At 71.3% G+C, this 22,526-nt stretch carries 16 protein-coding genes and 1 pseudogene; 6 read left to right on the forward strand and 11 right to left on the reverse strand.

The annotated features are described in order from the left end of the window. Window position 1: 1 nt before the first annotated feature. Window positions 2–811 carry an inositol monophosphatase family protein gene (locus ALI22I_RS36125; RefSeq protein WP_077010002.1) on the reverse strand — a complete coding sequence of 270 codons (810 nt, stop codon included), beginning with the start codon at window positions 809–811 and terminating at the stop codon, window positions 2–4. 68 nt (window positions 812–879) lie between these two features. Next, on the reverse strand, window positions 880–1,869 hold the full coding sequence (locus tag ALI22I_RS36130; RefSeq protein WP_077010003.1) for a malate dehydrogenase: 990 nt from the start codon (window positions 1,867–1,869) through the stop codon (window positions 880–882). A 153-nt stretch (window positions 1,870–2,022) separates the two neighbouring features. Between ALI22I_RS36130 and ALI22I_RS36135 the strand changes: the two genes are divergently transcribed. Further along, a complete protein-coding gene (locus tag ALI22I_RS36135; protein ID WP_077010004.1) occupies window positions 2,023–2,610 on the forward strand; it encodes a pentapeptide repeat-containing protein in 588 nt (195 codons plus the stop codon). A gap of 17 nt (window positions 2,611–2,627) precedes the next feature. Here ALI22I_RS36135 and ALI22I_RS52565 read toward each other — a convergent pair whose 3' ends face one another. The 7 genes and pseudogenes from ALI22I_RS52565 to ALI22I_RS36175 all read right to left on the reverse strand — a co-directional run bounded on the left by ALI22I_RS52565 (window position 2,628) and on the right by ALI22I_RS36175 (window position 14,516). Further along, on the reverse strand, window positions 2,628–5,489 hold the full coding sequence (locus ALI22I_RS52565; protein ID WP_238598737.1) for a TNT domain-containing protein: 2,862 nt from the start codon (window positions 5,487–5,489) through the stop codon (window positions 2,628–2,630). 83 nt (window positions 5,490–5,572) lie between these two features. Beyond that, window positions 5,573–7,081, reverse strand: coding sequence for a TNT domain-containing protein (locus ALI22I_RS36145; protein ID WP_077010006.1), 1,509 nt, complete (start codon window positions 7,079–7,081; stop codon window positions 5,573–5,575). Continuing rightward, window positions 7,078–7,569: a hypothetical protein gene (locus tag ALI22I_RS36150; protein WP_077010007.1), complete on the reverse strand. Its 492-nt coding sequence runs from the start codon at window positions 7,567–7,569 to the stop codon at window positions 7,078–7,080. Before ALI22I_RS36150 ends, ALI22I_RS36145 begins: the two co-directional genes overlap by 4 nt. Next, window positions 7,532–10,834, reverse strand: coding sequence for a TNT domain-containing protein (locus ALI22I_RS49890; RefSeq protein ID WP_077010008.1), 3,303 nt, complete (start codon window positions 10,832–10,834; stop codon window positions 7,532–7,534). Before ALI22I_RS49890 ends, ALI22I_RS36150 begins: the two co-directional genes overlap by 38 nt. A 2,469-nt stretch (window positions 10,835–13,303) precedes the next feature. Next, a pseudogene (locus ALI22I_RS55750) lies at window positions 13,304–13,693 on the reverse strand (WXG100 family type VII secretion target); the annotation flags it as partial. Window positions 13,694–13,704: 11 nt separating this feature from the next. Next, a complete protein-coding gene (locus tag ALI22I_RS36170; RefSeq protein WP_179118473.1) occupies window positions 13,705–14,016 on the reverse strand; it encodes a WXG100 family type VII secretion target in 312 nt (103 codons plus the stop codon). Continuing rightward, on the reverse strand, window positions 14,013–14,516 hold the full coding sequence (locus tag ALI22I_RS36175; protein WP_077010011.1) for a YbaB/EbfC family nucleoid-associated protein: 504 nt from the start codon (window positions 14,514–14,516) through the stop codon (window positions 14,013–14,015). Before ALI22I_RS36175 ends, ALI22I_RS36170 begins: the two co-directional genes overlap by 4 nt. A gap of 109 nt (window positions 14,517–14,625) precedes the next feature. Between ALI22I_RS36175 and ALI22I_RS36180 the strand changes: the two genes are divergently transcribed. The 4 genes from ALI22I_RS36180 to ALI22I_RS36195 are packed head-to-tail and all read left to right on the forward strand — an operon-like array spanning window position 14,626 to window position 17,430. Beyond that, complete coding sequence (locus ALI22I_RS36180) at window positions 14,626–15,324, forward strand: hypothetical protein (protein ID WP_077010012.1); 699 nt, start codon at window positions 14,626–14,628, stop codon at window positions 15,322–15,324. Next, window positions 15,317–16,243: a DMT family transporter gene (locus tag ALI22I_RS36185; protein ID WP_083752249.1), complete on the forward strand. Its 927-nt coding sequence runs from the start codon at window positions 15,317–15,319 to the stop codon at window positions 16,241–16,243. The genes ALI22I_RS36180 and ALI22I_RS36185 overlap by 8 nt, the downstream gene beginning before the upstream one ends. Before the next feature lie 16 nt (window positions 16,244–16,259). Next, complete coding sequence (locus tag ALI22I_RS36190; RefSeq protein WP_077010014.1) at window positions 16,260–17,117, forward strand: bifunctional methylenetetrahydrofolate dehydrogenase/methenyltetrahydrofolate cyclohydrolase; 858 nt, start codon at window positions 16,260–16,262, stop codon at window positions 17,115–17,117. A gap of 19 nt (window positions 17,118–17,136) precedes the next feature. After that, window positions 17,137–17,430 carry a DUF3017 domain-containing protein gene (locus ALI22I_RS36195; RefSeq protein WP_077010183.1) on the forward strand — a complete coding sequence of 98 codons (294 nt, stop codon included), beginning with the start codon at window positions 17,137–17,139 and terminating at the stop codon, window positions 17,428–17,430. 45 nt (window positions 17,431–17,475) lie between these two features. On the opposite strand, the gene ALI22I_RS36200 is transcribed toward ALI22I_RS36195, so the two are convergent. Next, window positions 17,476–18,039 carry a TetR/AcrR family transcriptional regulator gene (locus ALI22I_RS36200; RefSeq protein WP_077010015.1) on the reverse strand — a complete coding sequence of 188 codons (564 nt, stop codon included), beginning with the start codon at window positions 18,037–18,039 and terminating at the stop codon, window positions 17,476–17,478. 70 nt (window positions 18,040–18,109) lie between these two features. Here ALI22I_RS36200 and ALI22I_RS36205 point away from each other — a divergent pair, with 70 nt between their 5' ends. After that, window positions 18,110–18,676, forward strand: coding sequence for a dihydrofolate reductase family protein (locus tag ALI22I_RS36205; protein WP_077010016.1), 567 nt, complete (start codon window positions 18,110–18,112; stop codon window positions 18,674–18,676). A 273-nt stretch (window positions 18,677–18,949) separates the two neighbouring features. Here the strand turns inward: ALI22I_RS36205 and ALI22I_RS36210 are convergent, their stop codons facing one another. Then, window positions 18,950–22,279, reverse strand: a complete 3,330-nt coding sequence (locus tag ALI22I_RS36210; protein WP_077010017.1) for an error-prone DNA polymerase — start codon at window positions 22,277–22,279, stop codon at window positions 18,950–18,952. Between the last annotated feature and the right edge of the window lie 247 nt (window positions 22,280–22,526).

A 22,526-nucleotide genomic window follows, 5' to 3' on the forward strand; every position in this document is an offset into this window, starting at 1 on the left:
GTCAGCCGAGGATCGTGGTGATCAGCTCGTCGGCGAGCGCGGGCGTCGCGGCGGCGATGCCCGACCACCGGCGGGACAGGTCCAGGTCGAAGGTCAACGGCCGGCCGCGCAGGTCCAGCAGCGCTCCCCCGGCCGCGGGCACGGTCACCAGTGCGGCGATGAGGTCCATCAGCCGGTGGGTGTCCGAGCCGGGGTCGGCGAAGGCGTCCACCGAGCCCTCGGCGACCAGCGCCGTCTCCAGGCACGTCGTGCACAGCACGCGAATCCGGTCGGCCTGGTTCGCCACCCGCATCCAGGCTTCCTCGGTGCCGCGCTTCGGCCGCATCATGCACACCGAGGCGCCCTTGAGCTGCGTGCGGCCGGTCGTGCGGAACGGCGTGGGCTTGCCCGCCTGCGCCGACCACGCCCGGCCGGTGTCGAACCAGACGGTGAGGGCCTCGACCGGCTGGTCGTCGATCACCAGGGCACCCGCGAAGCACGACAGCGGCACGCCCAGCGCGGCGTTCGCCGAACCGTCCACGGGGTCGATCACGAGGGTGGCGGCGGAACCGTTGTCGATGAACCCGGCTTCCTCGGACAGCAGGTTCGCGCCCGCCTGCGCGGCGGCCTCGGCGATCGCGGCCTCCACGATCGCGTCCACCCGCATGGTCGGCGTGCCGTCCGCGCCGTCGGCGACCTCCTCGCGCAGCTGCACGCGGGTGAACTCACGGCGGGCTTCGCCGTAGGCGCGGGAGGCGGCGAGCGCGGTGGCGGCGAGCGCCGGGTGCACGTCGGCGGGCAGGTCGGCTGCGGGCACGGGCCACTTGTTCATGACCCCCAACATGCCACGAGAGGGCCACCCGTGGCGGCCCTCTCGTGGGGTACGACTCAGCTGCGGACTCAGATCAGGCCGAGGGCCCTGACCGCGTCGCGCTCCTCGACCAGCTCGGCCACGGAGGCGTCGATGCGGGCGCGGGAGAAGTCGTCGATCTCCAGGCCCTGCACGATCGAGTACTTGCCGTCGGTCACGGTGACCGGGAAGGACGAGATGATGCCCTCCGGCACGCCGTACGAGCCGTCCGACGGGATGGCCATGGACACCCAGTCGCCCTCGGCGGTGCCGTTGACCCAGTCGTAGACGTGGTTGAGCGCCGCGTTCGCCGCCGACGCCGCCGACGACAGGCCGCGCGCCTCGATGATCGCCGCGCCGCGCTTGGCGACGGTCGGGATGAAGTCGTTCTCCAGCCAGGCCTGGTCGTTCACGGCCTCGGCCGCGTTCTGGCCGTTGACCTCGGCGTGGAACAGGTCGGGGTACTGGGTGGCCGAGTGGTTGCCCCAGATGGTCAGCTTCTTGATGTCGGTGACCGACACCCCGAGCTTCTTGGCCAGCTGCGCCAGCGCCCGGTTGTGGTCCAGGCGGGTCATCGCGGTGAACCGCTCGGCGGGCACGTCGGGCGCGTGCTGCTGGGCGATGAGGGCGTTGGTGTTGGCGGGGTTGCCGACCACGAGCACGCGCACGTCGTCCGCCGCGCCCGCGTTGATCGCCTCACCCTGCGGCTTGAAGATGCCGCCGTTGGCCTCCAGCAGGTCCCCGCGCTCCATGCCCTTGCTGCGCGGGCGGGCGCCGACCAGGAGCGCCACGTTGACGCCGTCGAACGCGGTCTTGGCGTCGTCGGTGATGTCGATGCCGGTCAGCAGCGGGAACGCGCAGTCCTCCAGCTCCATCGCGGTGCCCTCGGCGGCCTTGACGGCCTGGGGGATCTCCAGCAGACGGAGGCGGACCGGGACATCGGCGCCGAGCAAGTGGCCGGAAGCGATGCGGAACAGCAGTGCGTAGCCGATCTGGCCGGCCGCACCGGTGACGGTGACATTCACGGGCGTGCGGGTCATGAGCCTTCCCGAATGTTGTGGCTTCAGTCCTCGGGCACGACCACTAGGCAGGCTGACGACCTGTCAGCGGCGGTCTCTACTCCGGGACCGCGCACCGGGCGGTTACCCGGCAACCGGAGGTTACCAACTGGCGAACGATGACAAGGTGTGACAGTGGACATCATCGGCGAGGACTACTCCGACGCGGTCTTGTACGAGCAGAAGTGGGCGGGGCGGTCGTTCGTCCAGTGCGACTTCACCGAGGCCGATATGCGCGGCCTGGTGACATCGGGGTGCACGTTCACCGAGTGCACGTTCGACCGGACCGACCTGGGCGGGTCCTCGCACACGGCCACCGCGTTCCGGTCGTGCCGGTTCACCCGGGCGGTGCTGGCGTCGACCACGTTCACGTCGTGCTCGTGGCTCGGGTCGATGTTCGTGGACTGCGCGCTGCGGCCGATCACGTTGAAGGAGACCGATCTCACGCTGGCCGGTTTGACCGGCGCGCGGCTGCCGAAGGCGGCGTTGCGCGGGCTGCGGTTGCGCGAGGCCAACCTGGAGAACGCCGACCTGCGTGACGCGGACCTGCGCGACGCCGACCTGACCGGCACCCGGTTGCGGGGGTGCAAACTGGATGGAACCGACCTGCGCGGGGCACGGCTGGACGCCGACGGGCTCGTCCAGGCCACCCTGCGCGGGGCACGGGTGGACCTGGACACGGCCGTCGCCTTCGCCGCCGCGCACGGGTTGCGCGTCGAGTAGCCGCCGTCGGTCGGGCCTCAGTGGCTCGGGGCCTCCTGGTTGGCCACCTCGACCAGCACGCCCTCGGCGACCAGGTCGTCGATCGTCTTCGGCATCAGGTAGGCCGTGCCGCCGCCGGGCTGCTCGAACCACGGCACCGCGACGCCGGTCAGCACCTCGACCGGACGGCGCAGGCGGTAGACGTGGTAGGGGCGGTTGATCCAGGACGGCACCAGCGAGCGCTGGGCGAACGGGGTGCCCGCCGCGTAGACGAGGTTGCCCTCGCCCTCGCCGAAGCGGTCCACCTCCATGCCCGGGGGCAGCTCCACCATCGTCTTGTGGCGGAACAGGGTGAGCGGCGGTTCGCCGTTCATCGGGCTGATCGGCCAGCTGCGCTGGGGCTTGCCCTCCTGGGTGGACGTCGTGACGCCCGCGGACTGCGCCGAGGACTGGCCGGCGTGCGCGGGCGGCGGGACCGGTGCGGGCGGCTCGACCAGTGGGCGCTGCGGCGGCCCGGGACGGCGCGGCGGTTCGTCGCGGAAGCCGTTGTTCATCGGCGGGCGCGGGCGCTGCGGGGGCGGCGGTGGCATCGGGCGGGGTGCGCGGCGGTTGGTCAGCATCAGCTTGCCGACCAGGTAGGCGGCGGCGTCATCGAGGCGGTCGAAGCGGACGGGGTTCGTGGGGCCGTGGTCGAACCACGACACCTCCCAGTCCTGGCCCTCGGTGCGCAGCAGCCAGGTGCGGTCGGCGGGCTCGCCGAAGCGGTAGGCGGCGGGCGGCACGTCGAGTTCGTCCAGCGCGCGCCGGATGCCGGACAGCTCGCGCTCCTCGTCCGGCGTGACCTGGCGCGGCTCGACCGGCTTCGGCGGCTGGACCGGTGGTGGTGGCTGGACCGGTGGTGCCGGTGGCGGCGGGATCAGGCTCGGGGCCGGGGTCGGCGCCGGGGCCACGTCGTCGAACAGCTCGATCGCCGGGGCGAACTGGGTCGCCTGGTCCGCGAACGGCGGCGGCACCTGCTCGACGAAGTGCTGTTCGTCGCGCTCGTCGAAGCGCGACCCGTTCCGGGGCTCGTTCCGGGGCTCGTTCCGCGATTCGTTGCGGGACTCGAACCTGGACTCGTCCTGCTCGCCGAACGGCGGCTCGTCGGGGTGGCTGAACGCCTGCTCGGCGTGCTCCTCGAACCGGGAATCGGCTCGCGGGTCGAACCCGGCTTCCTCCCGCTCGGCCACGCCCTGCTCGGCGTGATCACCGAACAGGGAACCGCTCGGCTCGGCGAACTGCGACTCGTTGGTCTCGCCGAAACGCGAGCCGAAGCGCGCGTCGTCGTGCCCGGCGAACTGCTCGTTGTCGCGCTCCGCGAAGTGGGATTCGGTGTGCTCGGCGAACGGCGGGTCGGTGTGCCCGGTGAACTGCGGCTCGGCGTGCTGCTCGGGTCGGTCGTCGTGCTGGTGCTCGGTGAAGTGCGACTCGGCGCGCTCCGGCACGTACAACTGGCCCTGGTCGACCTCGAACTCGGCGGTGACCTCGGCCTCGTCGGCCTCATCGGCCGGGTGCCGCGCGTCAGCCTCGTCGGCCGGCTCCTCGACCGGTTCGGGCTCGTGCGCCTGCGGCTCGTACTCAACCGGCTGCTCGAACGCCGGCTGCTCGTGCGCCGGCTCGTCGGTGACCGCCTCGACCTCGGTGGTCTCCTCGGCGGGCTCGGTGTCCGGCTCCTCGTCGGTGAACGGGTTCCAGGTCTGGGTGTCGTTCAGCTCCCGCTCGTACGCGGCGGGCGCGAACAGGTCCATGCCCTCCACGTAGGACTCGCGCCGGTACCGGTCGTCGATCACCGGGCCGTCCTCGTCGAACCGCACCCGGTACGGCGGACCCTCCTGGGCATACTCGATGACCTCCGGCTTGAGGTCGGCCAGGTTCGCGGTCTCCTCGACGTCCACCGGCGAGTCCGGCTCCTCGGACGGGTCGTCCGCGATCAGCTCCGGCAGCGGCGCGGCCACCGTCGCACCCACCTCGACGGGCGGCTCGGCGGCCTCCACGGGCTCGGCCACCGGAACCTGGCTGCCCTGCGGCGCGGCGGGCGCACCCAGGTTCGCCGCGGCGGCGACCCGTGCCTCCTCGCTCACCTCGGGCAGCACGAAGTCCAGCGCCTTGGCCCGCTCCACCAGCTCGGTCTCCGGCGGCACGCCGTAGACCCGCAGGTAGTAGCCGACCGCGGCGGGCCAGATCCAGTGCCCGTCGGTCTGGAACGCCACCGGCACCACCGACGGCGCGTCCGGGTTCAGCACGTCCGCGTCGAACCCGCGCCCGACCACCGCGACCGGCGCCCGGTCCAGGTAGCTCAGCAGCAGTTCGCGGTCCGCCTCACCGACCGGGGGCCGGTTCACCGAAGGGCGACCGCCGGGACCCGCGCCGTCGAACACCCGGGCCGTGCGGAACGCCCGCGGCGGCTGCGGCTGCTCACGGGGCGGCGGCGCCTGCTGGAGGCGTCGGCGCAGCCAGTCCGGCACGTTCTCGTCGGTGCGCGGGAAGTAGCGCATCTCGTCCAGGTACGCCTGCTGCGGCGGTGACGTGGTCCAGGTCGGCTCGGCGCGGTCGAAGTCCAGGTTGTAGCTGGACGGGTGGTCGAGCTGGTAGCGGGCGTTGGACCAGCTGCCGCGGCCCTCCCGGTACATGCCCGCGCGCAGCCGCGAGAACAGGCCGGCCACCTCGTGGGGCGGCGACCACGGGCGCATGGCGCCGTCCGCCGACCGCACCTCGGCGGCCAGCTCGAAGTACCGGCCGGTCGCGCGGTACTCCGCCGTCACGTGACGCCACTCCTCGGGAGCGGCCCGCATCAGCGCCAGGCCGATCTGCTTGACCAGCGCATCCTGCTCGGTCGGGTTCAGCGGCTTCAGCTCGGACACGTGCAACATCTTCCCCCGCGACTCCCCGTGCCCGCACGGGCCCCCGCTGCGCCGAACGGACCAATAACTCGGCGCGACGCCCCCTAGACCCCCGGTGGCGGTGGCTGGGACGCCGCCGCGGGCACCTCGACCAGGCTCCCGTCGGCGAGCAGATCGCGCACGGAACTGGCCAGGAAGTAGCCCGTCCCCCCGCCGACCTGGCCGAACCACGGCACCGCGACGCCCTTCAGCGCGGGCACCGGCTTCTGCACCCGGTACACGTGGTAGCGGCGGTTCAGCCAATCCGGTGGCAACGACCGGTTGCCGAACGCGGTCCCGGCCGTGTAGACGAGGTTGCCGAGCTCGGCCCCGAACCGGTCCAGCTCCGTGCCGACCGGGATCACGACGTCCTCGCGGTCCCGGAACAGCGACAGCGGCGGCTCGTCGGGCAAGGGCTGGATGTCCGGGACCGGCTTCACCAAGGCGCCCGTGTCCATCGTCCGCGACCGGTCCGGGTCCGCCCGCCACAGCAGCTCGGCCAGCAGCACCTTCGCCGCGTCCACCGCGTGCTCGTACACCCTCGGCCGACCGTGCGGGCCGCGGCTGGCGTCCCAGAACTGGACCTGCCAGCCGGACGGGCCGGGCGCGGGCTCGATCACGAACGCGTCCGGCTTCGGCTCGACGATGCCGTACTCGGTCTCGGGGACCCCGTAGTGGTCGAGCCGCGCCTTGAGCTGGTCGAGCACGCGCCGTTCGGCGTCGGAGATCACCCGCGGCTGGTATTCGGGCAGCGGGGCGCCCTCGGCCTGCCCGGTGGCGACGGCCGTCGCCGCGTTCTCCGCCTCCGGCGAGACCCGCGGCACGGTGTAGTTGTTGTCCCGGATGTGCTGCACGAGCTGCGGCACCGGCGGGACGTGGTGGTTGCGCAGGTAGTAGGCCACGCCGCCGGGCCACACCCAGGTGCCGTCGGTGTGGAAGGACAGCGGCACGGACGGCGTCGCGTCCGGCTTGAGCGCGTCCTGGCCGTAGGACCGCGCGGACAGCACGATCGGCGCGTTCTCCAGGTAGGCGAGGACGTCGTCCAGCTCCTGCGGGTGCACGCCCGGCCGGTTGTGCGCCGGGTTGCCCTGCGGGTCGACACCGTCGAACAACGGCGCCGCGAACACGCTGCTCGTGGCCGGACCCAGCCCCGCGCGCTCCCGCAGCCACGCCGGGATCGCGTCGTCGTCGCGGGGGTAGGTCTCCAGCTCCTCGGCGTAGTAGTGCGGCGCGGGCGGCTGCGTCCAGTCCGGTTCGTTGTCCCGGTCGAACTCCGCCGAGTAGGTGTCCGGGTGCACGAGGTGGAACTTCATCGTGAACCACGTGCCGCGACCGGGCCGCGCCATGCCGTCGCGCAGCTGCACGAAGAACGGCAGCGCCTCCGGTGGCAGCTCCCAGTCGAACGACGAGCCGAACATGGTCAGCCCGGAGACCTGCGTCTCCAGGTAGCGGCCCACCATCCGGAAGTCGACGAACAGCTGCTCCCAGTCACCGGGCAGGCGCTGCACCAGCAGGGTGGTGACGGAGCCGAGGATGGCGTTCTGGTCCTCGACGTCCAACTGCGGTGCGGTCATGCGTTCTGCTCCTCGGTGCTTGCATCCTTCGGGCTGGCGCTCGCCTCGACCAGCTTGGCGCGCAGCCAGTCGGGGATGTAGGCCTCGTCGCGGGGGAAGGCCTGGAGGTCACGGGCGAAGTCGGCCGCCGGCACCGGCGGGTCGAACAGCGGGTCGTGGTCGAAGTTGTAGGTGATGTCGATCCGGGCCGGGGCGTTCACCACGCACCGCGCCGAGAACCACGCGCCGCGGCCGGGCTGGTACGTCACCTGCCGCATCTCCTGGAACGCGGCGTTCAGCCCGTCCGGCGGGAACACCTCGGGGGTGCTCCCGTCGGGCAGGTAGACCTTCAGCGTCGCGTCCTGCACCGCCACGGTCATCCGCACCAGCAGGTCGATCCGCCGGAAGCCGTCCGGAGCAGCGTCCAGCAGCATGCCGCCGATGTGCTGGAGCAGCTCGTCGTGGCGCTGCTCAGAAATCGGCCGGCCAGAGGGCTGCGTTGTGCTCATTCGGGTAGCTCCTGACGTAGATCTCGGTCGTGCCGTCGGCGAGCGTCACACGCCACCGAGTCTGGTACGTGTGCGGGTGGCGTTGCAGCGGGTCGCGCAGAGCGAACGTGTCGATCATCTCGACGGTACCGCCGGCTTTCATGAACTTCGCCCGGTCCCGTTCCATCCGGTGCCAGGTCTCGGCGGTGACGAACGCCGGGCGCCGGTTGCCCTGGTTCTCGTCGCGCTGCTGGCTGGACTGGTTCGCCGCCTCACCGGGGCCGCCCGTCTCGTTGCCCTGGTGGTGGCCGCCGTCGGACAGCTTCCGGCCGTCCGCGTCGACCTCGCCGTGGCTGCCTACTTCCACCTGGGCGCCGGAGTCACGCCGGATCGCGCCACCCGATCTGAGGTCGGGCTTGCCGGTCGTCGCGACCGTCTCGCCGTCGCCGTTGGTGCGACCGCGCCACGAGTCGTTGTCCGCGACCAGCACCGCGTTCGGCAGGGGGTTGTTCAGGTCCGGGCTGAACGGCCGGAACGTGTGCACGTGCGAGGCCGAGCCGTCGTCGCCGGTCTGGAACGTGCCGTAGCCCTGCTTCTTGTGGTCGTCCAGCACGAACCGGGTGTTCGGCGGCAGGTCGGGGCGCGCGGCGAACGGGTCGGAGTTGTTGAACGGGCGGGTCACCGCGGCCCGCTGCTCCGGCGTCCAGCCGCTGGCGTCGCCGCTGACGACCTTCACCGAGTACACGTACCCGTCGTCGGTCTTCGTGCGCTGCACGGCCAGCTGGACCTCGCCGTTGGCGGGCGCGGGCCAGTTGCGGGTCGGCTGCTCGGCGCGGCCGAGGCCGTAGAAGCCGTCGGACGTCACCTGCGCGTGTGCCGGGGCCTGGGTGATCTCGGCGTTGACGCGGCTGCGCTGGCCCGAGTGGGTGTCCTCGAACACCACGTGACCGGACTCGTCGGTGAGGAACCGGCCGCGGTGCTGGCCGTGCTCGTCGGAGACCAGGTACTCGGTGTTCGGGTCGTGCAGTTGGCCGGGGCGGCTGAACGGCTCGCCCTGCCGGACGTCGTCGACCGGGGTCTGTCTGGTCGTGGTCGGCTCGGTGCGCTCGACCGCGTGCTGCGGGTGGCCCTCGGAGTTGGTGGTGAACTCCTGGTGCAGCGGGCCGCGGTCGATGTTGTAGTTCGTGCCCTGCGAGGTGTGCATGACCTCGGGGTTGCGGGTGTCGTTCGACAGGTAGTCGGGGGCGGCCACCCACTTCGGCTTGCCGTCCGCGTCGGTCTGCACCGTGCCGCGGTAGGTGCCCTCGGTGTCGTGGACCTCCATCCGCGTGTTCGGCGGCAGGTCCGTGCGGGCGGTGAACGCCTCGTTCGGCTGCGGTGCGAGCGGGTGGTCCGGGCCGATCGTCTGGCGGCCGTCGGCGGGGTCGGGGATCGGCTCGATGATCACTGCGCGGTCGATCGGGACGACCCGGTCGCCGATCTTGACGCTGTCCTGGGTGGTCTGCCGGGTGCCGTCGGCGTTGGCCACGAACACGTCCTGCCGGTGGCCCACTTCGACGCGGTAGTGGGCGTTCGGCGCGGGATGCCGGACCTCGGGGTTGTCGCCGCGGCGGGTGTTCGGCGCGATCGCGTCGACGTAGGTCCGGCCGTTCGCGTCCACGTGCACGACGGTGCGGACGTTGCCGTCCTCGCCGCGGATGTTGATCCGGGTGTCGTTGGGCAGGTCCTGGCCGCTGTGGAAGTAGGACTCGTTGTTGCGGAGCTGGACGGTCCGCTCGTGCGTGGTCTCCGGGGCCACCCACGGCTGCTGCACCTGCGGCTCGATGTCCTGCCGACCGCGGTGCGCCTGGTCGTCGGTGACGGCCAAGTCGCCCTTGGGCTCGTGGCCGGGCGGCATCCCGTTCTCGCCGACCGGGGCGTGCGTGCCGTCCGGCTCGAACGCGTGCCAGCCGCCGTCCGGCGGGATCTTGGGGCCGCCCGCCTCGTTCGGCGAGCTGGCGTAGACGTTGCCGTGCTGGTCGGACCAGGCCAGGTTGTCCGGCGCGACGATCCGCTGCCCGGTCTCCCGCGCCACGTGCGCGGCCAGGCTGTTCTCGCCGCCCGCGCCCGCGTCGCAGCCGACGAACACGATCGGCCGGCCCGCGAGGTCCGGGTGGTTGTTGATCAGCTGGACCAGCTCGGCGCGGGTGTAGTGCGTGTCGCCGATGCGGACGCCGTCGCCGTCGGTGTGGACGTCCAGGACGACCTGGCTGTTGCTCGGCGGGATGCGGCTGGACAGGTCTCGCAACCGGTCCTCGGTGTGCAACGCGACGCCCGAGTCGGAGACCTGGCTGTTGCGGATCGCCTGGTCGACGCGCTGCGACACCTCGCCGAGCGGGACCGGACCGGTGTGCGACACCGGGCCGAGCTCGGGGTTCGGCGTGAGGTTGGCCGGCGGGTCGGCGGGCGTGTAGTTGTCGAACGCGCCGTTCTGCGCGTCGGCCACGGTTGCCGTGTCCGGCCTGAGGACGTTGCCGTCGCGGTCGAACGTGCCGAAGTCGGGCGGCAGCACGCGGCCGTCGGCGGGCGGCACGTCGACCTCGCGCATGACGCCCATGTCGAGCAGGCGTTGGACGCTCATCTGGCCGGTGGCCGGGTCGGCGAGGTCGAAGTTGAAGACCGGCTGGAGCTGGCGCGCGCCGCCGCTCTGGTCGAACGCGGGGGCGACCGGGGCGAGTTCGACGGTGAGCGGGGCGTCCAGGACGTAGACGTGGTAGCCCTTGCCGAGGCTGTCCGGCATGATCGCGCGCTCGCCGAACCCGTAGGCCTGACCGTCGGGGCGCAGGGGTGAGAGGAAGTCACCGTTGGGGCTGCCGAACCGGTCGAGCACGGTGCCGGCGGGCAGTTCGACGACCACACGCGGACCGTCCGCGCCCTGGTTCGGGGGCCAGGCGATGTCGCCGTTCGGCTTGGAGTGGGCGTCGCGGAAGGTCTGGTAGTCGCCGTACGGGCCGTAGGGCTGGTAGGTCGGCTCGATGATGGCGGCGGCGCGCTGGTCGTAGGTGCCGACGGACTGGTCCGTGGGGCCGGTGCTCTCGTGGACCGAGTGGTAGTCGCCGTTGTGCGAGAAGTAGGCGCCGTCGTGCGAGGGGTCCTTTACAACGCCTGCGGGTAGGTCCCAGACGTTCTTGTGGGGGAACGGATCCGTGCCCGCGTCGGTGCCGGTATCGGTGCCGGTGTCTGTTGCGGCGTCGGTGTCGGCGGGCCACTCGTGGCTGGACGCCGGGGAGTGCTCGTCACCGGGCACGCCAACCGTGTCAGCCGCCCCTTCAGGTCCGGTGCCATCGGGTCCGGTGCTGTCCGGCGCAGTGCTGTCGGGTCCGGTGCTGTCCGGCTTCGGTCCATCCGTCGCAGGCGTCGGACCATCGGTGGTCGGCGTCGGACCATCCGTACCGGGAGCCGGCCCGTCGGTGCCACGCGCTGCCGGGGCCGGGGCATCCGCGCGCGGCGGAGCAGTCGGCGAATCCGTGCCGCGCGACGCGGGAGCCGGGCTGTCCGTGCCACGCGACGCGGGAACTGGGCTGTCCGTGCCACGCGACGCGGGAACTGGGCTGTCCGTGCCACGCGAGGCCGGGGCGGGTCCATCGACCCGAGGCGAAGCGGTGGGCGACGGTGCAACGGGTCGTGCGGTGGGCTCCGGAGCACGTGCCGGGGCCGAGCCTTCCGGCCGGACCGGCGCGGCCGGACCACCAGGTGGCTGACCGGTGGGCCCGGATCCTCCAGGCTGCGGCCCAAAACCACCGGGCTGCGGCCCGAAACCGCCAGGCTGTGGCATGGGCGACGACGGCGGCGGCGCGGTCGTCGCAGGACCACGCTGCTCGGGCATCGACACCGGCCCGGCGTCGCGCACCGGCTGAACCGGCATCCCGGTCAACGAACTCGCGTTGACCGCATCGTTCCCACGAACGTTCTGGTCCCGACCAGAAGAGGAGGAAGGCTCGGGGGCGAACGCACTAGCCGGCGGCGCCGCAGGCCCACGCCCACCACCGCCACCACCGGGCGCGCCACCAGCCGGAGGCGCGACCCCACCGGCTCCACCCGCCATCGGAGCGCCGGTCCCGGACCCGGTTCCAGCAGGTGCGGAACCCGCCGCAGGAGCCTGTCCACCAGCCGCAGGCGCACCCCCGCCGGCCGCAGGCCCAGCCGCCCCACCACCAGGCACCCCACCGGCAGGTGCAGCACCCGTAGGCACAGCACCAGGCGTAGGCCCACCGGTAGGCACCGACCCACCCGGCGTCGAGCCACCAGGAGTAGGACCACCAGCAGGCGAGCCCACCGGCGTCGAACCGCCAGGCACGCCGCCACCGAGCATCGCACCGCCAGGCGTCGCCCCACCGTGAGGCATCGCTCCACCGGGCACAGGCCCACCGGGAACCGCACCACCCGGCGTCGGACCACCAGGTGTGGCACCACCCTGACCAGGCAAGCCACCACCCGGCATACCGCTACCAGGCAGACCGCCACCGGGCGTAGGACCACCCGGCATCGACCCACCAGGCGTACTCCCACCGAACGGCGAACCACCCGGCACAGACCCACCAGCCGCAGGACCGCCCGGCATGGCACCACCGGGCATCGACCCACCAGGCATCGGTCCGCCCGGCATGGCACCGCCCGGCATCGGGCCGCCCGGCCGAAGACCCGGCGTGGCAGCCCCGCCCTGAGGCGTCGCGCCACCGGGAGCCCCGCTCAACCCGTTCGGCGAAGCCCCACCCTGCCCGGGCATGAACGCCGACCCACCGGGCACCGACCCACCGGGCGGCATCCCACCGGGCATCCGAGCAGCCGACCCACCCGGAGCAGCTCCACCGGGAGCACTCGACGGAGCCGAACCACCGGCAGGCGCCGAACCACCAGGAACCGAACCGAGCCGGCTTCCGATGGAAGGCGCAGTCCCACCACCACCGGGCGACGTCGGCACCGAAGCGCCACCCCGCCCGGCAGGAGGCCCACCAGCAGGGCCACCAAAAGAAGAAGGCGCCGGAGAACCGCCACCCGGCGAACCACCAGAACCACCGGGTGAAGCGTCCCCACCCAGTGAAGGCGGCGCGCTCACCGTCGGACCGGGAGCCGGCGGCGCGGCCACCCCTGACGTCGAAGTCGCGCCCGCAGGCCGGTTCAAGCCGTCACGGTTCACCGGCGGCCCACCGGTCCCACCCGGAACACCACCGGGCGAACCACCCGGCACACCACCGGGAACGCCGCCCGGGGCAGGCCCGAGGTTCGGCGGTCCGCCGTCCGGCCCACCGGCGTTGATCCGCGGTGGCTCGACGGAGATGCCGTCCTTCGCCCCGCCGATCCCACCGGACACCGCACCGGCCGACGCGCCCATCAGCACGTCCCGCGCCGAGATGTCCTGCCCCATCGCGGCCGCCGTGCCCACAGTGGACACCGCGCCCTCGACCGCGCCACGCGTGGCGCCGACGGCCATCTGCCCGGCCAGGTTGCCGCCCTCGAACTTCACCCCACCCGACACACCGCCGACCAACCCGGACACCGCACCCGAGACCGCGGCCTCGGTGGTCTTGCCCCAGTCCCACGACTCCCGGTCGCCGCGCGCCATCTGCACGGCCTGGATGGCCGCGTCGATGCCGACCGAGATCGCGACCTCCTTGAGGATCGCGATGATCAACTGCCGGAACGTGAACTGCACGATCAACCGCGTGGCCTGCTGCGCGATCGGGATACCGGCCGTGGACGCGCCGAACGTGCCGAAGGCCGCGGCGATCAGCGCGGCGATCTCGATCGCCAGCGCGATCAGCGACGCGATGATCGACAGCTTGGTGTACTCCACCTCCAACGCGGTGTTGTCGCAGCTCTCCGCCAGTTGCTCGCAGATCTTCTGCAACTTCGGCAGGTACGAGTCGTCACCGGCGGCGAACTTCTTCCAGTACTCCTCGAACGCCTGGACCGCCTCGCCGGTCTGGCTCGACACCACGGTGGACGCCGCGCCGTTGCCCTCGTCGATGACGGACTTCACGCCTTCGGCGGCGGTGCGGTAGGCGTCTGCCATCCGCCGAAGCGCCGTTTCGTCACCCTCCGGCCAGCTCTGCCCGACCACGATCGGGAAGAGCCAGGTGACCTCGCCCGGGATCTCGATACCCACCGCAATGCCCCTCAGTAAGTCCGGGAAATCCCGGTCGCGTTGCCCTGGTCGGATCCCTCGTACGCGTCGGCGGTCTGCTCCACGCCGACGCGGATGTCGTCAAGAGCCTTCGCGAGGTTCTTGAAGGCCTCCAACGTCGCCTGGGAGTTCGGCACGTACTGCTTGGCGAACGCCTGCCCGGACTCGTCGCCACCCCAGCACTGCCCCTCGGCCTGCAACGCCGAGTTCAACGCCTGCAGCACGCCGTCGAGCGAATCGCCCGACGCCCCGAACTGGCCCGCGCCGCGACGCAGGCCGGGCACGCTGACATCGAACCCGCTCACCAGCCACTCCTGTCCATGATGCTGCCGCCGTCCTCATCGTCCGAAGCAGGAGCGGGCCGACGCGGCGGCGTCGACGACTGCGGCACGACGGGCGGCTTGGGGATGAGGTCGGCCAGCGACGGGACACCGGGCAGCATCTCCGACAGGTCGATGCTCGCGCCTTGCTGCGCGGGCGCCAGCACCTCGTTCAGCTCGGTCCGCGCCTTGGCGATGGCCTGCTGCACGGTCTCGGTGGCGAGCCTGGCCAGCTTGTCCGGTGAGGAGCGCTCGAAGGCGTTCGGGGAGAACTCCAGGGACGTCAACGCGCCACCGGAGTCGACGGTCGCGCGGACGGAACCGTCCTTGGACACCGCGGTCGCCGTGATCGCCATGGCGCGCGCCTGGGTCTCGCGCAGTTCATCGGTCTTCTTGTGCAACTCGGACAGCAAGGTGTCGACCTGCTCGCGCATGGCCGCGTTCCGCGCCTCCAGCTCGGCCCGTCGTCCCGTCGGATCGGTCACAGCTGTCCCCTCGGTGAGCGGCATCCAGAGGTGCTGACGCTAACCGAGGCCCGCGGGTTCCCGCGGATATTCGGCACCGGATTGTCGGGGGTGCGGGCAGAGTGGCACCGTGCTCCGTCCGTACCGGCAACTCGCCGCGATACCCCATCTGCCCTGGCTGCTGCTGTGGTCGGTGGTGGGTCGCATCCACCTGCCCGCGACGCCGTTGGCGGTGTCGTTCCTGATAGCGGGGTGGACGGGCTCGTACGCGTTGGCGGGCGCGGTCGGTGGCGCGTTGACGTTGGGCATGGGTGTGGCGGGGCCGTTGCGGGGGCGTGCCGCGGATCGGAGCCCGGCCGGGCGGTTGCTGCTGGTCACGGCTTCGGGTTACGGCGTGGGCATCGCGGCGTTGGGTGTGCTGCCTGCGGTGACGCCGAGTTCGGCGTGGCCGCTGGCGGTAGTGGCGGCGTTCCTGACGGGGTTGAGCACGCCTCCGGTGACGGCGATGAGCCGGGCGAGTTTCTCGAGGTTGGCGACGGGTTCGGCGCAGTCGGCGGTGTTCACCGTCGAGGCGTCCATGCAGGAGGTCATGTACATCGTCGGCCCGGCGTTGGCCGCGACCGTGGTGGCGGTGTGGAACGCGCAGGTCGCGTTGTGGTTGTGCGGTGCGCTAGCGGTGCTCGGGACACTCGGGTTCGGTGGTGCGCTGCGGCGGGCGGGGCTGGACCACTTCGGGCCGGCGGCAGCCGGGGCGAGCGTGGCGGCGGCACTGCTCGGCGCGTTCCTGGCGAGTCGGGTGCGCGACCGGAAGGTTGCTCCGGTTGGGTGATCGGGTTCGGCTCGTCGGTGGGTTCCTCGCGTTCGTGGGCGGCGCGCTCCTGGCTGTTCAGGGGCGGTTGAACGGCGAGCTGGGGCACGTGTTCGGGGACGGGTTCCTGGCCGCGCTGGTGTCGTTCGGCGGCGGGTTGGCCTTGTTGCTGCTGGGCGTGCCGACGACGGCGGCCGGTCGTGCGGGGCTGGCTCGACTGCGGTCGTCACTGCGTGCCGGGCGGATCCGCTGGTGGCAGTGCGTCGGCGGGGCGTCCGGGGCGTTCTTCGTGTCCACGCAGGGGTTGACGATCGCGGCACTGGGTGTGGCCGTGTTCACCGTGGCCGCGGTCGGCGCGCAGGCGGTGAGCAGCCTGCTGGTGGACCGGGCGGGGCTCGGCCCGGCCGGTCGGGTGACGTTGAGCGGGCCGCGCGTGGCGGGTGCGGGGCTGGCCGTGGTGGCGGTCGCGGTGGCGGTGTCGGACGAGGTCGGCGACCCGTCCTCGTTGTGGCTGGCGCTGCTGCCCGCGCTGGGCGGGATCGGTCTGGGCTGGCAGCAGGCGGTGAACGGGCTGGTGCGTGAGGCGGCGCAGAGCACGCGCGTGACCACGTTGGTCAACTTCGGCACCGGGACGGCCACGCTGCTCGTGGTGTGCGCGGTGGACGTGGCGGTACGCGGGTTGCCGGTCGCAGCGCCTGCCGAGCCCTGGTTCTACGCGGGCGGCGCGCTCGGGATCGTGACCATCAGCACGGCCGTGTTGGCGGTGCGGTGGATCGGCGTGCTGCTGGTGGGGCTGTGCCAGGTGGCCGGGCAACTGGTCGGCGCGCTCGCCGTGGACGTCATCGCGCCCGCCGCAGGTGGGCAGCTGTCCGCGGTGACCGTGGTCGGCACGGCGTTGGCGCTGATCGCGGTGGTGGTCGCCGCCCGTCCCCGACTGTGATGAGAGGATTGGGCACGTGACTGCGACGATCCTCAACGGCAGGGCCACCCGGGACGCGATCTTCGAAGACCTGCGGGCGCGCGTCGCCGCGTTGGGCGAGCGGGGGGTGACACCGGGGCTGGCCACCGTGCTGGTCGGCGACGACCCGGGCTCGCACTCGTACGTGCGGGGCAAGCACCTGGCGTGCGCGAAGGTCGGCATCACGTCGATCCGCCGCGACCTGCCCGCGGACGTCACGCAGGAACAGCTCGAAGCGGTCATCGACGAGCTCAACGCCGACCCGGCGTGCACCGCCTACATCGTGCAGCTGCCGCTGCCCAGGCACCTGGACCCGAACCCGATCCTGGAGCGCATCGACCCGCGCAAGGACGGCGACGGGCTGCACCCCGTCAACCTGGGCAAACTGGTGCTCGGTGACGAAGCTCCGCTGCCCGCGACGCCGCGTGGAGTGGTGGAGCTGCTGCGCCGCTACGACGTGCCGATCGCGGGGGCGAACGTGACCGTGGTCGGTCGCGGTGTGACGGTCGGCCGGCCCATCGGGCTGCTGCTGACCCGGCGCAGCGAGAACGCCACCGTGACGCTGTGCCACACCGGCACCAAGGACCTGGCCGCCGAGGTGCGGCGGGCGGACATCGTGATCGCCGGAGCGGGCAGCCCCGGCCTGATCACAGCGGACATGGTGAAGCCCGGCGCGGCCGTGGTCGACGTCGGCATCACCCGCACCGAGGCCGGTCTGGTGGGCGACGTGGACCCGTCCGTGGCCGAGGTGGCGGGTTTCCTCGCGCCCATTCCAGGTGGCGCGGGTCCGATGACCATTGCGATGCTGCTGACCAACACGGTCGAGGCAGCCGAGCGCAACGTGGCGACGGCCTGAGGCGGAAGCGGTGGAGTTGTTGCCGGAACAGCGCTGGAGGTCAGCGGCAGGTCGACACCTGCCGTTCGCGCTGGTGCTAGGTGTGGTCGGGCTCGGCCTCCTGCGAATCGTGCAGTACCACTGGCGGCAGGGCGCGGTGCTGATCGGCGTCGCACTGCTGATCGCCGCGCTGCTGCGGGTGCTGGTGACCGACGAGCAGGCAGGGCTGATCGCGATCCGGGGTCGCAGCGTGGACGCGCTGTTGTACTCCGGGCTGGGATTCGCCGTGATCGTGGTAGCGATGACCATCATCGGCGGCCCACTCGACCGCTGATGTCGTCATGCCCAAGGTAGGGGCGCGCCTGGGATGGGTGCGCCCCTACGCGCGGTCGACCAACGCCGTAATCAGCTTCGACATCTCCTCCTCGGGCAGCACGTCCGGCAGGGTCAGGTGCTCGACGATCAATCCGCTCATCGCCAGGTAGAGCGACACCACCGTGGTCCGGTCGCCGGGTAGCCCCGCGTCCAGGTGGAAGCGAACGCTCTCCTCCAGGTTCTCGCTGATCGTCTTGGTCAGCGCGGCCTGCAACTCCGGCCGTCGAGTGGCCTCCAGCCGGAGCTCCAACAGCGCCAGGTAACCCGTCCGGTCAACCTGGAGCCGTTCCAGCAACTCGCGCAGCAGCCGCTCCACAAGCGTCTTGTCCGGCGCCGCAGCCATCGTCTTCGCCAACCGCTGCGCACTCGGCGCAAGCCGAACGTGGATGTGCTCGCCAACCTGCCGCAACAACTCGTCCCGGCTGGCGAAGTAGTTGGACGCAGTGCCGTTCGGCACCCCCGCCTCCTGATCCACCGCCCGAAACGTCAGCCCACGGGCCCCATCCCTGGCCAGCACTTCAATCGCCGCGTTGACCAGCGCCATTCGCCTGGTCGGGTTACTCCTCATGATCCTCCTTGACAACCACTCCAACCATAGTACTACAGTCAGAGTGGTCACCCCAAAAAGGAGAACCCCAATGCGAAACCTGACCTACTTCATCGCCACCTCGCTGGACGGCTTCATCGCAGACCCAAAGGGCGGCTTCGCCGATTTCCTCTTCGAAGGCGACCACATGACAGCCATCTTCGAGGAGTACCCCGACACCCTGCCCGCCCAGGCCCGCGAGGCCATGGGCATCGACGCACCGAACAAGAACTTCGACACGATCCTCATGGGCCGCGCGACCTACCAAGTCCCAGGCGGCCTGCCGAGCCCCTATCCACACCTACGCCAATACGTGGTATCCACCAGGCTGAGCACCACGCCACCCGACGTGGAGATAGTCACCGACCCCCTAACCAAGGTCCGCGAACTGAAGGCCGAACCAGGCCTAGGCATCTGGCTGTGCGGCGGCGGCAGACTGGCAGCCACCCTGCTCCCCGAGATCGACGAGCTAATACTCAAAGTCCACCCGATCGTGTTGGGCAAAGGCATCCCCCTATTCGCTGGCGACTTCCCAACAGCCCGCTTCGCCAAGGCATCAACCAGAACCTTCGACACCGGCGTCGTATTCACCACCTACACAAAAGCCGAGGGTCCATAACTCCCCCGCCAACCCCGCCCAACCACAACAAGCCCGCCCACCACCCCACGACGAACCCACCACCAGCCGACGCGTGCACCAAATCCCCCGCGCCTCACACCAAACCGCCGCCAGCCCGACGAGGCCAGTCAATCCCCCGCGCCCACAACGGACCCGCAGGTGGCCGACGAGGCTCGATTTGACATGGGTTCGGGTGCCTTAGGCTGGTCGTAAGGGCCCCATGTCAAATCGAGCCGGACCCAACCCCGGCCCCCACTAAACCCAACCCGCAGCTCACCGGAAATCCCGAGAGCGCGAAGTTATCCGCAGGTCCAGGTGTTGCAGCCGCTCCGCACGAATGCTGATCACACCTTCCGCCGACTCGACCACACCCCGGACGAGCAGCGCGGGACTCCTCCGGGCAACCCGGCGGTAGCGGACCCACACGCCGGTCGTGCACACGACGTTGACCATGCCCGTCTCGTCCTCAATGTTGAGGAACGTGACACCACCCGCAGTCCCAGGCCGTTGGCGGTGGGTGACGGCACCGCCGATCAGGACCCTGGTGCCGTTGGGCACCTCGGCCAGGTCGGCAGCCGCCAGGGCACCAAGCCCAGTGAGGCGGTCACGCACGAACTCGGTCGGAAAGCTGTCCGGGGACAACCCCATCGCCCAGACATCGGCGACGGCGAGTTCGACCTCGTCCATACCGGGCAGAGCAGGGGCCTCGGTGCCGACCACGGTGCCGGGCAGGCGGTCGGGGCGGATCTTCGCCACGGCTCCCGCCGACCACAGCGCGGAACGCCGGTCGAGGCCGAAGCAACCGAACGCTCCCGCCGTGGCCAAGGCCTCGACCTGCGCGGTGGTCAGGCGAACCCTGGCACCGAAATCCGCCATGTCCCGGAACGGGCCACCCGACTCCCGTTGCGCGACAACACCTTCCGCGACCTTCTGACCGATGGTCCGGATACCGCCCAACCCGATACGCACCGCCTGCTCACCATCGACCTGCTCACCGTCGACCAGTTCGAGGGTGGCATGCGCAAGACCGGCGTTCACGTCAGGACCGAGCACGCGCACGCCATGCCGGCGGGCGTCCGCGACCAACGACTGAGGGGAGTAGAAGCCCATGGGCTGAGCACGCAGCAGCGCCGCGCAGAACGCGGCCGGGTGGTAGAGCTTGAACCAGGAGCTGACGAACACGAGGTGCGCGAAGCTGAGCGCGTGGCTTTCCGGGAAGCCGAAGTTGGCGAACGCCAACAGCTTCGCGTAGATCTGCTCGGCCAGCTCCTGACCGATGCCGTTGGCTTTGGCGCCTTCGTAGAAGCGCTCGCGGAGGCGTTCCATGCGGTGCGTTGAACGTTTGGCGCCCATGGCGCGCCGCAGTTCGTCGGCCTCGGCGGGGCTGAAGTCGGCCACGTCGACGGCGATCTGCATGAGCTGTTCCTGGAACAGCGGCACGCCGAGGGTCTTCTTGAGCGCGCCCGCCAGCAAGGGGTGGTCGTAGTCCCACTCCTCCTCGCCGTTGCGGCGGCGGATGTAGGGGTGCACCGAGCCGCCCTGGATCGGGCCGGGGCGGATCAGGGCGACCTCGACCACCAGGTCGTAGAACGTCCTGGGCTTGAGTCGGGGCAGGGTGGCCATCTGGGCCCGGCTCTCCACCTGGAAGACGCCGACCGAGTCGGCACGCTGCAACATCTCGTAGACCTTGTCGTCCCCCAGGTCGAGATTGCCGATGTCGACCTCGACGCCCTCGTGCTCGCGCACCAGGTCGATGGCGTAGTGCAGTGCCGAGAGCATGCCCAGACCGAGCAGGTCGAACTTCACCAACCCAATGGAGGCGCAATCGTCCTTGTCCCACTGCAACACCGTGCGGTCGGCCATCCGACCCTTCTCGACCGGGCACACCTCGCTGACCGGTCGGTCGCAGATGACCATGCCACCGGAGTGGATGCCCAGGTGGCGCGGGAAGTTCTCCAACTCGGCGGCCAACTCCAGCACCGGGCGCGGTATACCGCCTTCGTCCACCGTGGACCGCAGTGGGCCCCAGCGGTCGATCTGCTTGCTCCACGCGTCCTGCTGGCCGACCGAGTAGCCCAGCGCCCGCGCCACGTCCCGGATCGCCGACCGGCCGCGGTAGCTGATGACGTTCGCGACCTGTGCGGCGTGCCGTCGTCCGTACTTGCGGTAGACGTACTGGATGGCCTCCTCGCGGCGGTCGGACTCGATGTCGAGGTCGATGTCGGGAGGGCCGTCGCGGGCCGGGGCCAGGAAGCGCTCGAAGAGGAGGTCGAAGCGGACCGCATCGACGTTGGTGATGCCGAGGGCGTAGCAGACCGCGGAGTTCGCGGCCGAGCCGCGGCCCTGACAGAGGATGTTGTTGCGGCGGCAGAAGTCCACGATGTCGTGCACGACGAGGAAGTAGCCGGGGAAGTTCAGCTTCTCGATGATCTTCAGCTCGTGCTCGATCTGCTGGTACGCCCTCGGGTTCTCGCCGATCGAGCGGTAGCGGCGGGCCGCGCCGTCATAGGTCAGCTTGCGGAGGTGGCTGTTCTCGTCCTCCCCCGGCGGCACGTCGAACGGCGGCAGTTGCGGCGCGATGAGCTTCAGGTCGAACTGGCACTGCATGCCGAGCACGGCCGCTCGGTGCACCGCGCCGGGGAACCGGGCGAACCGGCGGGCCATCTCCTCCCCCGACCGCAGGCACGCGGTGCGGCCGGGCGGCAGCCAGCCGGTCATCTCGTCCAGGCTGCGCCGTGCCCGCACGGCCGCCATCGCCGCCGCCAACCGGCCGCGCGCGGGCACGGCGTAGTGCACGGCGTTCGTCGCCACGGTCGGCAACCCCAGGTCGTGGGCCATCGCCCACAGCAGGTCGTTGCGCGGGCCGTCCTCGGGATAGCCGTGGTCGGTGAGCTCCACGAACACCCGGTCCGCGCCGTACAGGTCGACCAGCCGGCGCAGCTGCGCGAACGCAGCCTCGGGCCCTTCCCGCGCCAACGCCCGGCGCACCGACCCCTTACGGCAGCCGGTGAGCACGACGCAATCGTCACGGGTGTCCGCGACGACCTCGTCCAGCCGGTAGACCGGCCGGCCTTTCTCGCTGCCCTCGGCGAGTTGGCCGGTGGTGATCGTGCGGCACAGCGCGTGGTAGCCGTCGCTGCCGGTGGCGAGCAGGAGCAGGTGCTCGCCCTCGGGATCGGGCACGCCGTTCTGCGGTGCGCCCAGCCCGAGGCTCAGCTCGGTGCCGAACACCGTGCGCACGCCCAGCTCCTTGGCCGCCTCGGCGAACCGCACCACGCCGTACATGCCGTCGTGGTCGGTCAACGCCACCCCGTCCAGCCCGAGCTGCTGCGCCGCCTCCACCAGTTCCTCCGGGTGGCTCGCGCCGTCGAGGAAGCTGAAGTTGGAGTGGCAGTGCAGCTCGACGTACGGCACGCGGGCGCGGGTCGCGCCGAGTTCGTCCACCTTGACCGCGAAGTCGGGCGGCGCCTCGTAGCTGTCCCGCTGACGCGTCCACGCGGGACTGTCACCGCCGTCGGGGACCGGTGCTTCCCTCGACGACGCGCGCCCCGACAGCGCGCGCTCCAGCTCCGACCAGCGGACCGGCGGGTTGTTCCAACCCATCAGCGCAGGTCGTCCCAGAGCTGGTCATCCCAGGGCAAGTCGTCGCCGGCTCGCCGAGGCGCCGGGATCAACGGCACTGAGATCAACGGGGCCGGGGGCAGCCGCGACGGGAGCCAGCCGAAGCTCACCACGTAGGCCGGTCCACTGCGCTGGTCCGATCCACTGCGCTGATCTGATCCATCGCGCTGATCCGGAACGCCGTGCTGGTCCGGAACATCGCAGTCGTCCAGCCAATCGGCCAGACCAC

The organism is Saccharothrix sp. ALI-22-I (genome assembly GCF_001984175.1).
Classification (GTDB): domain Bacteria; phylum Actinomycetota; class Actinomycetes; order Mycobacteriales; family Pseudonocardiaceae; genus Actinosynnema.

What these genes read in the sequence shown, in the direction of transcription:
- ALI22I_RS36125 (WP_077010002.1), bottom strand. Translation starts at nt 811, where the DNA reads ATGAACAAGTGGCCCGTGCCCGCAGCCGACCTGCCCGCCGACGTGCAC.
- ALI22I_RS36130 (WP_077010003.1), bottom strand. Translation starts at nt 1,869, where the DNA reads ATGACCCGCACGCCCGTGAATGTCACCGTCACCGGTGCGGCCGGCCAG.
- ALI22I_RS36145 (WP_077010006.1), bottom strand. Translation starts at nt 7,081, where the DNA reads ATGACCGCACCGCAGTTGGACGTCGAGGACCAGAACGCCATCCTCGGC.
- ALI22I_RS36150 (WP_077010007.1), bottom strand. Translation starts at nt 7,569, where the DNA reads ATGAGCACAACGCAGCCCTCTGGCCGGCCGATTTCTGAGCAGCGCCAC.
- ALI22I_RS36200 (WP_077010015.1), bottom strand. Translation starts at nt 18,039, where the DNA reads ATGAGGAGTAACCCGACCAGGCGAATGGCGCTGGTCAACGCGGCGATT.
- ALI22I_RS36205 (WP_077010016.1), top strand. Translation starts at nt 18,110, where the DNA reads ATGCGAAACCTGACCTACTTCATCGCCACCTCGCTGGACGGCTTCATC.
- ALI22I_RS36210 (WP_077010017.1), bottom strand. Translation starts at nt 22,279, where the DNA reads ATGGGTTGGAACAACCCGCCGGTCCGCTGGTCGGAGCTGGAGCGCGCG.